This is a genomic window from Trichocoleus desertorum AS-A10 (genome assembly GCF_039962155.1).
GTDB lineage: Bacteria > Cyanobacteriota > Cyanobacteriia > FACHB-46 > FACHB-46 > Trichocoleus.
The window spans coordinates 1-15,831 of sequence record NZ_JAMPKN010000061.1; the positions used below are offsets into that span (position 1 = coordinate 1).

Sequence of the window (15,831 nt, forward strand, 5' to 3'; positions counted from 1 at the left end):
ATATCAAGCAGTGCCCCGACAGGTGGATATCTGGGCTAAAAAAAGGGGCGCTTGACGATCCAGTGTGACGAGATGTGGTCTTTCGTGCTCCGCAAAGGCAATAAGCAGTGGATTTGGTTGGCTCTAGATGTCAAGACTCGAGAAATTGTTGGGGTCTATGTCGGCAATCGTGGCCGTGAAGGAGCGCAAGGATTATGGGAAGCTCTGCCAGGGGTCTATCGCCAGTGTGCGGTCTCTTACACAGATTTCTGGTCTGCTTACGATGAAGTGTTTCCCCGCAAGCGGCATCAAAGTGTCGGCAAGGAGAGTGGCAAAACGAGTTACATTGAGCGCTTCAACTGCACCTTGCGCCAACGCGTGTCGCGCTTAGTGAGGAAGACGTTATCGTTTTCCAAGAAGCTGGATAATCATATTGGTGCAGTTTGGTACTTTGTTCACCACTACAATGCATCCTTACCTTTTTAGGACTACCTGGCTGCGCTACTAAGTCTTCCACGATCTTCACTAACCGCCGATTCCGCCGTGCATCGCCTAAATCCACATCCCATAACTCCTCGGCGACCCAATTCATTCCCCACTCCTCGCAGCATCTGCGCAACATCTGCCTTACAACTGACAATCTGGACGCAAGACGAAAATTCGATTGCATATGCATTGCAGATGCCCAGTGCAGCAACACTGCCACACAAATGCCGCACAAAACTTTCATTTTATCCATTTGCTGCCAGTTTTTTAGACCCAACACCAGAGCGATCGCTCTCAAAAGTACGAATTTTTGTTAAAACTCACTCTCCCTAATTGGCCTCAAACCCTTACAACTAAAGACATTCAACCGCTTTCTATCAGCATTAGGGGTTTCTTGAAGCGATCTCAACATCTCTTCCATGAACGAAAAAGGCCGTCATGGTTTGTCATACAAAGCATGTGCTTTCCTTAAATTTGCGATCGCTCAAAGGGGAAGCAGGAAAGAGGGCGATCGCTCAACCCTATCTCACGTAAGCCTTTTTAGAACTATCCTACTTGTAAAAAAAGATCTGACAATGCATAGCAATAAATTGTTGACATGCCGCTACTATCAGGATGCTGCGCTTCACTAACTAGAAGACGAGTGCCGAAAAGCAACCTATGTCATGAGTTGATGTGATCAACCGTCCAGTTCAGGGCGAGTTGCCCACTTAAACGGCGTTGGTCTCCCTCGCGTAAGGGATGATAGCGAACACCCTGCGCATCTCGGAACAATTTCTCCAGACCTAACTTGCGATAGAATGCACTGCCCCCAGCAACTTCCATCGCTAGATCCGCCACGTTCAACACGGCTTTGGCAACAAGTGTCCGCCCTGTCATGATTTGATTCGTGGTTTCAAAACTGGGTTGACTCACCTCAGCAATCGCAATCATGTGCTGAAGGGCTAACTTAGCAGCCGTCAATTCGTTATCTAAGCCTCCCACCAGATAGCAAAGATGTTCATCTGTACGGCGTTTCATTGCCAGTTGAAGGGCGCGATCGCGGGCTGCTTCTGCCACTCCAACATAAACGGAGTAAACCAATGGAAATGCCACCATTGAGATCAGATGGAAAATAGGATGCCATTTCCCTTGTTCTCGTCGTAAGGCAATGGCTGCATCCGGGATAAAAACATCTGAGAGGATAACATCATGAGATCCGGTTCCTCGCATTCCCATCGCTTGCCAAGTTGGTTCAATTACAACGCCCTGAGCTTGCATGGGAACTGCAAAGTGTAACACCGTAGGTCCTATGTCTGGGTCTTGATAAACCGCACTGGTCATCAATAAATTGGCAGCAGGCGCACCACTGGCGAATACTTTGCGCGCCGTAATTAGAAATCCGCCGTCTACTTTAATCGCTGTGCCATTGCTCTGCAACCAATCCGAGCCACCGCTGCTGAGCAGCACCAGTTGCTCTGTTGCGATCCGTTTAAGCAATCCATCTACAGGAGCTTTCTGATTATGCCATCGCCAGGTTGGAACCATTACCTGATGGGTATGCATAGCGAAAGCAAGTGCAGTTGAACTGCAATAGCGTCCTAAAACCCGTAACACAGCACACATCTCGGTATAGCTGGCTCCACCGCCGCCCAGTTCGATCGGCACACCTGCGGCAACCAATCCAGTTGTTTTCAATCTGGTAATGTTATCGGCAACAAATACATCAGTCTCATCTGCTTCTGTATCTCTAACTGCAAACTGTTCTCCTAAAGATTCTGCCAAAGATAACCAATCTATGTCATTTTGCTGCATTGTTGTCGTAGCCTGTAGTTCCGACATCATCATGTCTCCTAGTAATTTCGCAATGTGTTCAGACTATCTCTGCAAATTGCTCACCAACTTCATCAGCGATTGCAGAATGTTTAATTATCTAGATTTATCGTGGTTGCAAGACTTCTCTAAATTCCGAATAGTGAGTAGCTAGTGGAGAAGTATGGTTCCCCACTGAGCTATTCGTAAGAGCCTAGCCTACTACAAAGAAGTCTTGGTTCGTCATCGCTAGTCCAGTCGATACTTTGGCAATCTGAATCTGAGACACTCCTCCAATGCCATCAGCGTCGAAGTACACAGCTCCAGTGCCTTGGTTGTAGATAAAGCGATCGCTACCATCTTTAGCACTTGACCCAATCCGAAACTGATCAGCCGTGATGAATCCTCCTGCCAATTCAGCCCCAAAGCCAGATCGGTCAATACAGATATTGTCATCCACAACGCTAAAATCCTTGATTGTGTCAATTCCCTGGTGTGGAGCAGTGATGAGAAAGCCATCTTGCCCTGATCCACCTGTTAGAATGTCATTTCCTCCGAGACCTGCTAAATAGTCATTTCCACCACCGCCAGAGATGGAGTTGTTGGCAACATTACCGTGGATACTATTGTTTAAGCCGTTACCTGTCCCGTTAATGGCATTGAAGCCATCCAGGGCTAAGTGCTCGACATTTGCTATCAAGGCATAGCTGACGGTGGAGCGCACACCATCATTTCCCCCTGAAGCAGCTTCAAATACGGCAGTCGTTGCATTCTGGATATAGTAAACGTCGTTGCCACTCCCTCCAAACAATTGGTTGCTACCTGACTCTCCATTCAGGTGATCGTCACCGTTGTCACCGTGGAGCACGTCATTGCCATCGCCGCCTCGGAGCACGTCATTGCCATCGCCACCCGAGAGGAGGTTGTCGGCGGCGTTACCATAGAGTTCATTATCCAAACTGTTACCCGTACCATTAATGGCGGCATTGCCCTCCAAAACTAGTTTTTCGACGTATCCGCCCGATGCCAAGCTATAGCTGATGCTAGCGCGTACAACATCAACCCCCTCATCAAGCTCCTCAACAACTGTGTCATATACATTATTGACATAGTAAAGATCGTCGCCGCGACCACCTTGCATGAACTCGATACCGTCGCCCAACATCGTGTCGTTACCGTTGCCACCATAGAGGCCCTGATTGTTGCCAGAGCCAGCATCGAGGAAATCGTCGCCCTCGCCACCGTCGAGGAAATCGACGCCACCGCCACCATAAATGATGTCATTTCCTCCTAATCCGCTAATGGTATCGCTCTCAGCATAACCATAGGGATCGCCGTAAAGTCTATCCCCGAGCTTGTCATCTCCAGTAATATTAGCCATTTTGATTTTTCTTGAAGTAATTGTGGTTTGAGTTGAAAAACAATCGAAAAGACATCAAGTGTGCGATCGCTAAGATGAACAACTTTGTGCATAGTGCAAACGCAGAACTACTGAATGAAATACAAACAACGCAATAGTAGAAGTTACAGCCATCAACAGATGAAGAAGTGAGTGGATGCGTTGTTGCTTTCGATATTTAGACCTTAGTTCTTTGCTGATTCAAAGCCCTTCACCCGACGGCATGAGGGATATAAAGGGTATGAACATTTATCTACGTCTCTTCTGTCAATCAAGCGCTTCCATACCGAACGATGAATAAATCGTCAATAGATAGAAGTTCATAGGTTGCCTGATGAAGAACTTTGTACAGAAATTACAGCAGGTAAAATGTCTCGATATAATTTGTCAATCAGGTCTCTGGTAAAATCACTCGTCACTTGGATTCGTAACAAATGGACGCAGAGCAAGGACTTGAGGTCGCAAATAGAGTTGTTTTGACAAAAGTAAAACGACGACTCAGTCCGGTTGAAACTGCAATCTTAAGTGGCTCTTGGCGGGGGCAAACCTACGAAGAAATTGCCAGTAGTACTAACTACGCTGCCAGTTACTTGAAGCGATATGCGGGACCGAAACTCTGGCAATTACTTTCTGATGGGCTCGGTGAAGAGGTCAGTAAGACCAACTTCCGGGCTTCGTTGGAGCATCACTATCAGCGAGAGAATGAAAGAGTTTCAGAAGAAACTAGAGAGCCGAAAAATAAGGCATCTGAAAAACGCAACAGTGAACACAAAGTAGACACCGCTTTTCCCTGTGTTGATTGGGGCGAAGCCACAGATGTTTCTACCTTTTATGGTCGTCAACCAGAGCTAAAGCTTTTGCAGCAATGGATCAAAGGTGAATTTCCTGAAAAACAAAGTCTTTATGGGATGCCCCAGGCTTTACGCTGCCGTTTGATTTGTTTATTAGGCATGGGAGGCATTGGCAAAACCTCTCTATCGATTAAACTGGCTCAGAAAATTGCTAGGAGTCGGTCTGAGGAAAGTGATGGCTCATCTGCAAAAACGCCTGATTCTCCCTTCGAATTTGTGATTTGGCGATCGCTGCGGGATGCTCCACCCCTAGACGATTTACTTGAAGACCTAATTCCGCTCCTCTCTCACCAACAAGACATTGACCTGCCAAAAGGCACTTCAGCCCAAATCACTCGCTTGATCCAATACCTGAAGCAGAATCACTGCTTGCTGGTGTTAGACAATGTGGAGTCCATTCTCCAAAGTGGACAGGTTGTGGGCGCTTATCGCTCCGGTTATGAGGCGTATGGAGAACTGTTTCAACGCGTGGGTGCAACGGAACACCAAAGTTGTTTGCTGTTGACCAGTCGAGAAAAGCCCTCAGAAGTCGCAGCGCTAGAGGGCGATGCGCTGCCAGTGCGATCGCTGCAACTGACCGGGCTCACCCCAACAGACATTAACAACATTCTAGATACTAAAGGGTTAATAGGAGATGCTGGCGATCGCGACAAGCTGATCGAACATTACCGGGGTAATCCGCTGGCGTTGAAGATTGTCGCAACATCCATTCGTGACCTTTTTAATGGCGATATTGCAGAATTTTTAGAACAGGGCACGATCGTTTTTAACGGGCTGCGTCGTTTGCTGGATGAGCAAATCGAACGTCTGTCAGCGTTAGAACAGCAAGTGATGAATTGGTTGGCGATCAATCGAGAAGGGACGACGATTGATCAGCTTCATGCCGATATCATTCCTAAGGTATCTAAGGCGCGATTGTTGGAGGTGTTGGAAAGGTTAGGGCGGCGATGTCTCATCGAAACGACTGCACGAACGCGGACTGAACAGGAAAGTTTGCAAAATGGTGATGCAAGGCAGAACGGTAAATCTGAACGCATTCCCTCTAGTTTTACTCAACAGCCAGCGGTGATGGAATATGTCACAGAACACATCATTGAAACTGCCGTTGCCGAACTTAAGGGGACACAGTCTTTTAATCTGCTGAGTCACTACGCCCTCACCAAAGCCAGCGCCAGTGACTATATTCGCGAGAGCCAAACTCGGCTGATTCTGGAACCGATCGCGACTCAGTTATCCAGTGCGTTTGGTTCCAGCACTGTCCTCAGCCAACAGCTCCAGCAGCAGTTGCGACAACTAAAAACCACGCCTGAAATGTATCCAGGATATGCAGCAGCCAACCTGCTGAGTTTGCTAAATTATCTCCATATTGACCTGAGTGGATGGGATTTTTCTCATCTACCTATCTGGCAGGCGTATCTTCCGGAGACTCCACTGCATCAAGTTAATTTCACCGAGTGTGATTTTACTGGATCTGTGTTTGCTCAAACGCTCAGCAGTATTGTAAACGTTGGCTACAGTCCTGATGGTCGATTGATCGCAAGCTGCGATTCAGACGGCAGGATTCACCTATGGGATGCGGCTTCCGGGCAGCCAAAGCTGAGTTGGCAAGCACACAACGAGTTTGCCTGGGGGTTATCGTTTAGTCCTGACGGTCAAACGATCGCTACTGGCAGCCCTCACGACTCTCTGATCAAACTTTGGGATGTCCAAACAGGACAACTATTGCGCGAACCATTTCAGATCATCAAGACGAGTTGGACAGTGCAGTTCAGTCCCGATGGCAAAAGGCTGGCGATTGGGGAAGAAGAGGGATGGTTGGAACTGTGGGATGTCGAGACGGGAATTTGTCTGGCATTTCTGGAAGGACATTCTGACATTGTTCACTCGGTTGCCTTCAGCCCTGATAGCAAAAGGCTGGTGAGTGGAAGTGGCGATTGTGCTGTGCGGCTCTGGGATCTTTCAACTTTCAGCGAAATGCGTCAATTTGAAGGACATCGCCACACTGTGCTGTCAGTCTCCTTTAGCCCAAATGGTCAGTGGGTTGCCAGTGCCAGTTGGGATAAAACCGCGAGACTATGGAATTTGGCAACCGGAGAATTCAGCTGCTTTGAGGGACATACAGACCTCGTTTGGTCAGTGTCCTTTAGTCCGGATGGTTTGCTGCTGGCGACTGCTGGACAAGATCAGACGATTCGACTGTGGAATCTGCAAACCGAGCAACCGATTCGGACATTGCTGGGACATCGAGCCTGTGTGACTGCGATCGCCTTTCATCCTGATGGCAAAACCCTGTTGAGTGGTAGCGCCAACAGTGTCCAGAAAGTTTGGGATGTAACCACCGGGCAGGCGTTGAAAACCTGGCAGGGACACCTCAGCCGCATCTGGTCTGTTGCGTTTAGCCCTGACGGTCAGCACATTATCAGCAGTAGCGCCACAGATTTACTGGTTAGGCTCTGGAGCCCTTTAGAGAATACCTGCCTGAAAACCTTTAACGAGCATACCCACTGGGTCTGGGATGTAACGTTTAGTAGCGATGGCAAAATCTTTGTCAGCGGCAGTTCCGATGGCACAATTAAGCTCTGGGATACCCAAACTCAACAGTGCGTCAATACGTTATATTGCCACACCAACTGTATCTTTGGTACTGCCATCAGCCCAAACGGAAAGCTTCTAGCGAGTGCCAGTAATGATGCTACAGTCAAACTCTGGGATCTGTATACCGGGACTCATCTACACACGCTGGTTGGACATGCCTTTCCTGTGTGGCACGTCACCTTTAGTCCCGATGGACGCTGGCTAGCCAGTATCGCCAAGAATGGCATTGTGCGACTGTGGCAGGTGGAAACAGGCACCTGTATGCAGGTTTTTGATCAGCATGATTTACTAGGATTTGAAGTGGAATTTTGTGCTGATGGACAAACGCTGATCGGCATCGGTGGTGACAACAGCATTAAGCAGTGGGAGATTGCCACAGGTCAATGTCTACAAAGCTTACATGGTCATACTGCACCAGTGCGATCGCTTGCCCTCCGTCCCCCTTCATCCCAAAGCCCGCAGCTCCTCGCCAGTGGTAGTGCCGACAATACAATTCGCCTCTGGGATCTAGAGTCTGGAAAATGCTTAAACGTTTTGCAAGGTCATACAGGCATCATCTTTTCGGTTGCGTTTGGGTCTGATGCGACTGGGCGATCCCTACTTGCCAGTGGCAGTTTCGATGAAACGATTCGCCTCTGGGATGTGAAGTCTGGTGAGTGCCTACGAGTCTTGAAGAGCGATCGCCTCTGCGAAGGAATGAATATCTTTGGAGCAACTGGGTTAACAGAAGCACAGCACACGACCCTAAGGGTGTTAGGGGCTGTTGAGATGAAATAACATCAAGGTGAATGCTCCATAGGGAGCTTCAACACTTGCATGAAGCGATATCCAATGATCAGGGTTTTGAGCTAATGCTTGAGGGAACTTATAAAGTTCATGATATTCATTTCCACGGAGAGTGAGGTACCTCATACTAATTAAAATTAGGCATAGGGCAGATAAGCTAGTAGTTCACCACAATGACTTTGACAGGTAGAGAGAAGTCAGGGAAACTGGTTGAAAATCAGCAATCCCCTCCTCATGCCAGAAAAGTACACGGTCACCCTCACTCCTGAAGAACGTCAGCAACTGCTTCAACTCACTCATCAAAACAAGCTTGGTGCGAGAAGATTGAAGCGTTTGGTCGTTGGCGACATCACCAACGTCGTTGCACCGGGCGCAAAGTTGATCCCGCTTCCTTAGTGGTTCGAAGCTCAGTGCAAATTGTAAGCTATCGCATCACAACTGCGTTCCTTCACAGCAATAGATTTGGCAACCGTTTCGATTGACGCTTGGCATGCTGTCCGTGCTGACCTCAATTGCCATCAACAAAAGCGCCATCAACAACGGCTTTTTCGCCGCTCTCCAACGACCTACTTGGCTGCTCTGGAGCAGAAATTCCTCCAGTCAGCTTTGCCACTCTAGAAAAAAAGAGAATTAATTGGGTCACTCTATCGGGCGGGACGAGTGTACACCCAAGATGCCGCAATTGCAGTCTTTGACCATGACTGGACCTCCTTGGCAACAGACATTGCGATTCCTCATGGCTTGTATGACCTAAAGCTCAACACAGGTTACCTGCATCTTGGCACCAGTCATGACACCGGTGAATTTGCTTGTGATGCGATTCGCGATTGGTGGAACCAGCAGGGCCGACATCACTATCCCACGGCAACGTCTATTTTACTACTGTGCGATGGGGGCGGCAGTAACGGTTCTCGGCAGTACTTGAGGCTGCTACCCCGCCGCAAGCAGCGGGGTAGCAGCCTCAAAAGAGGGCTAGTTGTTCATCTCGATGCAGTTGCAGATACTCATTCCCTTGCTCCTTGACGCACCTCGCGATCATCCCTTCATCCCCATGCTTGCCCATCGTACTCGCGAAGTAACCATCACTCCAAAACTCTCCACCCCATAACTGCTTCTTGATGCTGGGACACCGCTTGAATACCTCTCGTGCCGTCCAGCTCTTGAGCATCGTCACTAAGGCAGCTTGTAAAAATAAGTTGAGCTTTTTTCTGACTTCATGACCTACCTCAACAGAGCAACTAAGCTTGAAGCTGTAGGGTTGTTATGAGCAGCATGATCGCAGCAGAAGTTGTTGAACAAATTCGCTTCAAGTACGAGGCGTTTGCTCCTTATTTGAATGAGCAAACACGACGCGTCTGGGCAGCAATTGAAGCACGAAGTTTGGGGCATGGTGGTGTGAGTGCACTATCAAAGGCAACAGGACTGAGCCGCAATACGATTACATCGGGACAAAGAACTCTAGAAGCAACTGAGGGAACGATTGTCACAGGTTCGATTCGTAAACCAGGAGGAGGACGTAAACGAGTTGAAGAGCACGATGAGACATTAATCAAGAGTCTCGATGACCTAGTTGAACCAACGACTCGAGGAGACCCGACTTCTGCTCTGCGGTGGACCTGTAAAAGTGTGAACAAATTAGCGCAGGAACTTCAAAGACAGGGACATCAAGTCAGTGCTAAGACCGTGTATACCCTGCTCAAGTCAATGGACTACAGTTTGCAAAGCAATCGCAAAACTCGCGAAGGCAAAGATCATCCCGACCGTGATGCCCAGTTTGAGCACATCGCAACCACGGTTGAGCAGTTTCAACAGTTGCATCGTCCTGTGATTTCAATCGATACCAAGAAAAAGGAACTGGTGGGCAACTTCCATCATCCTGGGCAAGAGTGGGAACCGAAGGGAGAGCCTGTGGAGGTCAATGTCCATGACTTTGCTGACAAGACATTGGGCAAAGCAATTCCCTATGGCATCTATGACTTGGCTTTGAACCAGGGTTGGGTGAGCGTCGGCATTGACCATGACACGGCTGAATTTGCCGTTGAGTCCATTCGCCACTGGTGGTTAGACATGGGGCAACTGCTTTATCCGCGTAGTAAGCATTTATTAATCACGGCAGATTGTGGGGGCAGCAATGGCTACCGCAATCGCTTGTGGAAGTTGAAACTCCAAGAGTTCGCTGATGAGATGGGTTTAACGGTTCACCTGTGCCATTTCCCACCAGGTACGAGCAAATGGAACAAGATTGAGCATCGACTGTTCTGTCATATCACGCAAAACTGGCGAGGTAGACCTTTGACGAGTTTGCAAGTCATCATCAACCTAATTGGGACTACCACGACAGAGCAAGGCTTAGAAGTCCATGCTCAACTCGATGAAAAGCGATACAAAACGGGCATTAAAGTAACGGATGAAGAATTTAACGCGATTGCGATTCGGCGCAAGCGGTTTCATGGAGATTGGAGCTATCAAATCACCCCTAGAAAAGTTGCTTAATTGCTCAACTTATTTTTACACGCTTCCTAACTTCGTCACACTGTATATGGGCACTGACTGAATCAAGAAATACACATGATTCTTGTCGATGCCGATCTCGATAAACTTAACGTCATAGCGCTTCTTGATTTCGAGACACACCTCTCGTAAAACGGCATCGACCTGCTCGTCAAACACCGCCCGTCGATACTTTGCTGGAAAAACCAAGTGATAGAGCAAAACGTTACCGTTATGGCTTTTGTGAATGTACTCGCTCATCCTGGCATCTTACGCGGCACAGCGGCAGGGAATGTACCCGCAGAGATTCAAGCAGGATCTACAGCGCTTAGTGAACGAACTCAACATTGAGATTCGCATTGCTCACTATCCTCCTTATACCTCGAAATATAACCCCATCGAACACCGTTTATTTCTTCATCTCACACGAGCCTGTCAAGGTGTTATTTTCGAGAGCATCGAAGTGATTAAAGACCTGATGGAAAAAGCAACAACACAAACTGGATTAACCGTGTTTGCGTCTGTCTTGGACAAAGCCTATCAAACAGGGCGGAAAGTCACAGAGGCGTCCAAGCAGACGATGAAGATTGTGTTCGATGAGTACTTTTACCCAAATGGAATTACACTGCTAAGCCACAGACATCATGATTCTCGGTTTTATTTAATCCCGATCCTTAGAGCTTCAATGTCCTGCCGAATCTGTTGCAACCTGCCTTGTAGTTGGTCAGCCACAAAAGGCATTTTGATCACGCACATGTCGTAACCAATATCGACTCCCATGGCACGCCTCAGTTACGGACCTGAAGCGAAAAAGCGATCGCCATCTAATCCTTATCCTTGTGTGTTAACTTCTGGCGCAACTATCTAACTTTGAGGTGGAAGCAGTCAAGAGCAAGCGTCCGATCGCCTGCATTCTCTCTACTCCCTTTCTAAATATAGTGGGTGTAAAGGTGCTGGAGTCTTTCAATTTAGGGCCCCATTTAGTTAAATAAAGGTTAACTTTAGATTAAAAATACGGAAAATTTGTAGAAGCTAGAGAAGCTTCAGTGAACAAGTTGTTGGGAACTGAGCGCTTTTACGAGCTGCCTGATTGATATGCCAGTATATGTAGAGAATTTTGTGCCGCCGAGTCCAGGTTCTTGGGTGTTAGAGACAACCCACTGGTCCCGACCGATGACCCGCTGGAGTATAGATGTTTTTCCTGCTGCCTTTAAGCGAGGCTTCCGGGAGGGAACCGCTAGATATGGGCTATTGCTGGACTACATGGAATACGCTGCCATCAATGGCTTTGCTTACAATTGTTCTCGTGTGGTTGGAGCACCTCCAGAAGCGAAAGGGCTACCTCCTAAATGGCTGTTCAAACTGATGACTCGGCTCCATCCCCAAGTGCGCCAGCGGATTCAAACTGCTAAAGCGGTATTTGAGCAAAAGCTGTGGCGCGAAGACCTGAAGTTGTGGGATGAAGCCTGGAAGCCGGCCCTAACGCGCACTTATTTGGAGCTGCAAAAAGTTGATCCAGCCCATTTGTCCCTGGAAGATTTAATTGCCCATCTCAACGCTTGTCGCGATGCGGTGGCTGAAGCCATCTACTATCACCATCGGCTCAATCCGGTCGCTATGGTGCCTTTAGGAGATTTCCTAGCACATGCTCAGACCTGGACTGGGTTGCCTGCTCAAAAATTACTGCAACTGTTGCAAGGAACAACACCCGTTTCGACTGGGGCGATCGCGGAAATTGAGCAGCTCGCTAAAGCTATTCGCCAGAAGCCAGAAGCGATCGCGCTTCTAGCAAGTCAAAAACCTGCCGCTGATATTCTGCATCATCTACGATCGTTGCCAGGGGCCGTAGGGGCAGCAACCCAGGCTTATCTGGATGTTGTGGGGCTGCGAATTTTAACTGGATATGATGTGGGGGATTTGTCTGCCCTCGATACACCAGAACTGTTGGTAAAAACCATTCGCTCCGCCGTCAATACATCAGTGCATGACAGCCCTACAGACGATTTGGCTGAGCAAACCGCTCAGGTGCGGATAGTAGTCCCGGAGCAGCATCGAAGTGAATTTGATGAATTGCTGGCAGAAGCTCGTTTAACCTACCGCATTCGAGATGAGCGCGGCTATCTCAATGATGCTTGGGCCACTGGAATTGCCAGAAGAGCGATTTTAGCAGCAGGCGATCGCCTCACCGCAGCGGGCAAGCTCGAAAAACCAGAGCACGCCGTTGAACTGACCCACGATGAACTTATTGCCCTGTTGAGCGGTCAAGCAGGCCCTCCCGCCAGCGAGTTGGCGGAATATTTCCACTACCGCACAACTAAAACGATTACCGATGCTCCAGTTCACCTCGGTCTACCTCCCAGCGCTCCACCACCGGACGATTGGTTGCCACCTGCGGCGGCTCGGCTGAGCCGTGCAATTGGCTTGATGCTAGGACATATGTTTGTGGCACCCGGGAAGCAGACTGAAGCGCAGACAATTCAGGGAGTCGCTGCTAGCCCAGGGCAGTATGAAGGGACTGCCAGGCTGGTGCTCGACCTCGAAGATATGGCGCAGGTGCAAGCAGGAGATATTCTCGTGGCTCGCATGACTGCTCCTTCCTACAATGCGTTGCTACCGATGCTGGGAGGCATTGTCACCGATCGCGGCGGTTTGCTTTCCCATGCCGCGATCGTAGCCCGTGAATATGGTTTGCCAGCCGTGGTTGGCTGCATGGAAGCGACACAGGTGATTCGCAATGGCAACCGTATCCGGGTGGATGGCACTTCTGGGGAGGTAAAAATTCTGACATGACCCCAATGAATTCACCGATCAATTTAGTTGAAGCGTTGGATGAGGCGACCTGTGGGGGCAAAGCGGTTCAGTTAGGCGCAGCGATCCGGGCGAGTTTGCCAGTGCCGCCAGGGTTTGTGTTGCCAGCTTCCTTGGTCAACGCGATCACCGCTCAAGACTCAACCGCAATTGATCTCGCTTTACAAGCCTTTGCTCAACTGGAAAGCGCAGTGGCAGTGCGATCGTCGGCAGTGGGAGAAGATTCTAGCCAGGCGAGTTTTGCAGGTCAACACCTGACTTGTCTAAATATTCGCTCTCAAACTGGATTAGTGGAGGCTGTGAAGCAGGTGTGGCGGTCAGGCCAAAGTGCCGCTGCTCAAGCTTATCGGCAGCGCTTAGGCATTACCCAAGCCCCCGAAGTCGCGGTCGTGGTGCAGCAATTTATTCCCGCTGTGCAGTCTGGGGTGTTGTTTACCCGTAACCCGATGAATGGTAATGACGAGCGGGTGATTGAAGCCTCTTGGGGCCTAGGAGAAGCGATCGTCTCTGGACTGGTAACGCCCGACCGTTATCGCCTGGATCGGCAGGGCCAGGTGTTAGAACAAACGGCTGGCATGAAAGATATCGCGATTCAGCCAAGCGCTGAGGGACAAACGCACGAGGTCGCCGTAGCAGCGGATCAGGTGCGAGCTTTGTGCTTAGAAGAGTGGCATTTAGAGCAGCTCAATCACCTCGCGGCTCAGTGCGAGCAACACTTTCCGCCTCCCCTTGATATTGAATGGTGTTTTGCGGGGTCAACCCTGTATTTACTTCAGTGCCGTGCGGTCACCCGCATCTCAATTTCTCCTGCTTGAGCCTTGATGACATGGATGATGTGAACCGTAACTCTGTCTGGCGCGATCGCGCTCTGTTAATTGCGATCGCGCTGAGTTCCATGCTGGCACCCTTAAACTCAACCATGATTGCGGTGGCTTTGCCTCGTTTGATCACCGAGTTGCAAACCAATCTGGCAGAGGCAAGCTGGCTGGTCACTAGCTACCTAATTGCGATGGCCACCTTGCAGCCCATTGCTGGAAAGTTAGGCGATCGCTGGGGTCGTCGGAATCTCATTTTGGGGGGACTAGTTTGCTTTGGCGGTGCCTCGTTAGCGGCTACCTGGGCACCCAATCTGCCACTGTTAATCGGGTTTCGTCTGTTGCAGGCCATCTCAGGGGCGATCGCAATTCCCAATGGCGTGGCGCTGGTGCGAGAAGTGGTGCCCGATCATCGCCGCGCTACCAGCTTCGGGTTAATTAGTAGTGCGGTTTCCTTAGCCGCCGCGATCGGGCCTCCAGTAGGTGGCGTATTGATGAGCTTGGCGGGCTGGCAAGCCATCTTTTTTGTAAATTTTTTGCTGATTTTGCCAGCACTTGCTCTGGGTTGGTGGGCCATTCCTCAGCGCCAGCCAGCTAAAACTAATCGTCCGTTTGACTGGGGTGGCTCACTGTTACTGGCGGGCGTGCTGGCAAGTTTGGCTGGCCTTTTGTCCCAGATGCGGCAGGGTAGCTTGGCGATCGCTCCAGGATTGGCAGTGGCAGGTGTGATCGCTTTACTGGCCGCGTTATTAACCTACGAAGCGAGGCACCCCGACCCGATTATTCAACTCCGCTTTTTTCGTAAACGAGCCTTTGCTGCGGCTAATGGAGCGATCGCGCTCAGCAATTTAGCCATGTATGTGACGCTGCTCAGCTTGCCCATCTTGTTCTCAGAACGCGCAGGGTGGACCGATTCGCAAATCGGCTTTGTCCTGGCAGCTTTCTCTGGTCTAATGATTTTAGGCGCTCCTCTTGGTGGCTATGGAGCGGATCGCTGGGGTCGCCGCTTACCCACTGTCGCAGGTTTAACCTTGTTTACGCTGGGGTTACTGCCTCTCGTCATCCAAGCGGAAGCAGTTCCCCTGCTATTTCTTCTGCCTGGCTTAGCGATCGCGGGAAGTGGCATGGGTGCCTCGATGGCAGGACTCCAAACTTCTGCCATTGAATCCTTAAGACCAGAAGAAGCTGGAGTGGCAGCGGGGGTGTTTTCAACCAGTCGTTACCTCGGCAGCATTATCGGTTCCAGCATTTTGGCAGGCATCCTTAGCTCTAGTGGCAACTTTCACCTAGTTTTTGGGATGGTCGGCAGCACTGCTCTCTTATCGGTGCTAGTGAGCTTGGCGCTACGCGATCGCCCTTCAACTCATTAGATGGAGTTATTGGTTGCTTGAGGTGTGAAGTTTGATTAAGTAGGTTTGGGAAAAGCCGTAGCTTTTATGACAACGGGTATCATTCACAATGTCCGAACCAGCCCGAATGTGCACTAAATAGATAGAGCATTGAAGCGCTTCTTGAGAAGGATAACAACTTCCTTTAAGCCTGATAGGTGGGATTCCACTAGAGCCAACTGCGTTCTAGGGTTCGGGCGATCGCTGCCCATGCAGACTAGGCAATGATTTGTACCGCCTAGTCTGTAGCCTTTCTTTGAGCAATCAACGTTCATTGGTTCAGGGATTATCCATGCTCGCTTTGTAGAAACTTTAGGCAGATTGGCAGGACAAACGCATCTAAATTGGGGCAAGAGAGTGGGTGAGATACTGGATTAGAGCGTTTTAGCCAGAGACTCCTAACTGACCATGCCATCAACTGCTGCAAGCCTTCTAGAACATTT

The 15,831-nt window shown here is 49.5% G+C and carries 10 protein-coding genes and 6 pseudogenes; 10 read left to right on the forward strand and 6 right to left on the reverse strand.

What is annotated here, in order from left to right; genetic code table 11:
* Positions 1 to 465, forward strand: a pseudogene (locus NDA01_RS28540) (IS1 family transposase); the annotation flags it as partial.
* Positions 466 to 478: 13 nt separating this feature from the next.
* Here the strand turns inward: NDA01_RS28540 and NDA01_RS28545 are convergent.
* The 3 genes and pseudogenes from NDA01_RS28545 to NDA01_RS28555 form a co-directional block, all read right to left on the reverse strand.
* Positions 479 to 718 (reverse strand): annotated as a pseudogene (locus NDA01_RS28545) (IS4/Tn5 family transposase DNA-binding protein); the annotation flags it as partial.
* A 410-nt stretch (positions 719 to 1,128) separates the two neighbouring features.
* On the reverse strand, positions 1,129 to 2,292 hold the full coding sequence (locus tag NDA01_RS28550; protein ID WP_348230681.1) for an acyl-CoA dehydrogenase family protein: 1,164 nt from the start codon (positions 2,290 to 2,292) through the stop codon (positions 1,129 to 1,131).
* A gap of 178 nt (positions 2,293 to 2,470) precedes the next feature.
* Positions 2,471 to 3,637 carry a calcium-binding protein gene (locus tag NDA01_RS28555; protein WP_348230682.1) on the reverse strand — a complete coding sequence of 389 codons (1,167 nt, stop codon included), beginning with the start codon at positions 3,635 to 3,637 and terminating at the stop codon, positions 2,471 to 2,473.
* A 452-nt stretch (positions 3,638 to 4,089) separates the two neighbouring features.
* Between NDA01_RS28555 and NDA01_RS28560 the strand changes: the two genes are divergently transcribed.
* From NDA01_RS28560 to NDA01_RS28575, 4 genes and pseudogenes are all read left to right on the forward strand, one after another.
* Positions 4,090 to 7,878, forward strand: a complete 3,789-nt coding sequence (locus NDA01_RS28560) for a helix-turn-helix domain-containing protein (RefSeq protein WP_488657388.1) — start codon at positions 4,090 to 4,092, stop codon at positions 7,876 to 7,878.
* Between the two features lie 243 nt (positions 7,879 to 8,121).
* Entirely contained in the window at positions 8,122 to 8,283 is a 162-nt protein-coding gene (locus NDA01_RS28565) for a hypothetical protein (RefSeq protein WP_190549464.1), read from the forward strand.
* A gap of 66 nt (positions 8,284 to 8,349) precedes the next feature.
* On the forward strand, positions 8,350 to 8,505 hold the full coding sequence (locus NDA01_RS28570) for a hypothetical protein (protein WP_348230684.1): 156 nt from the start codon (positions 8,350 to 8,352) through the stop codon (positions 8,503 to 8,505).
* Between the two features lie 12 nt (positions 8,506 to 8,517).
* Positions 8,518 to 8,910, forward strand: a pseudogene (locus tag NDA01_RS28575) (ISAzo13-like element transposase-related protein); the annotation flags it as partial.
* On the opposite strand, the pseudogene NDA01_RS28580 reads toward NDA01_RS28575, so the two are convergent.
* Positions 8,849 to 9,064, reverse strand: a pseudogene (locus NDA01_RS28580) (transposase); the annotation flags it as partial. The pseudogenes NDA01_RS28575 and NDA01_RS28580 sit on opposite strands and share 62 nt — an antisense overlap.
* A 95-nt stretch (positions 9,065 to 9,159) precedes the next feature.
* On the opposite strand from NDA01_RS28580, the gene NDA01_RS28585 reads away from it, so the two are divergent.
* Positions 9,160 to 10,380, forward strand: coding sequence for an ISAzo13 family transposase (locus NDA01_RS28585; RefSeq protein ID WP_348230688.1), 1,221 nt, complete (start codon positions 9,160 to 9,162; stop codon positions 10,378 to 10,380).
* A 27-nt stretch (positions 10,381 to 10,407) separates the two neighbouring features.
* Here the strand turns inward: NDA01_RS28585 and tnpA are convergent.
* A pseudogene (gene tnpA, locus NDA01_RS28590) lies at positions 10,408 to 10,638 on the reverse strand (IS200/IS605 family transposase); the annotation flags it as partial.
* Between the two features lie 31 nt (positions 10,639 to 10,669).
* Between tnpA and NDA01_RS28595 the strand changes: the two are divergent.
* Positions 10,670 to 10,969: pseudogene (locus tag NDA01_RS28595) on the forward strand (ISAzo13-like element transposase-related protein); the annotation flags it as partial.
* A 65-nt stretch (positions 10,970 to 11,034) separates the two neighbouring features.
* On the opposite strand, the gene NDA01_RS28600 reads toward NDA01_RS28595, so the two are convergent.
* Positions 11,035 to 11,157, reverse strand: a complete 123-nt coding sequence (locus tag NDA01_RS28600; protein ID WP_348230689.1) for a hypothetical protein — start codon at positions 11,155 to 11,157, stop codon at positions 11,035 to 11,037.
* A 315-nt stretch (positions 11,158 to 11,472) separates the two neighbouring features.
* Here NDA01_RS28600 and NDA01_RS28605 point away from each other — a divergent pair, with 315 nt between their 5' ends.
* Genes NDA01_RS28605 through NDA01_RS28615 form a run of 3 tightly spaced genes read left to right on the forward strand, consistent with a single transcriptional unit; the run spans position 11,473 to position 15,370 of the window.
* Positions 11,473 to 13,167, forward strand: a complete 1,695-nt coding sequence (locus NDA01_RS28605) for a PEP-utilizing enzyme (protein WP_348230685.1) — start codon at positions 11,473 to 11,475, stop codon at positions 13,165 to 13,167.
* Entirely contained in the window at positions 13,164 to 14,000 is an 837-nt protein-coding gene (locus tag NDA01_RS28610; RefSeq protein WP_348230686.1) for a PEP/pyruvate-binding domain-containing protein, read from the forward strand. Before NDA01_RS28605 ends, NDA01_RS28610 begins: the two co-directional genes overlap by 4 nt.
* Before the next feature lie 11 nt (positions 14,001 to 14,011).
* On the forward strand, positions 14,012 to 15,370 hold the full coding sequence (locus tag NDA01_RS28615; protein WP_348230687.1) for an MFS transporter: 1,359 nt from the start codon (positions 14,012 to 14,014) through the stop codon (positions 15,368 to 15,370).
* The last annotated feature ends 461 nt before the right edge of the window (positions 15,371 to 15,831 follow it).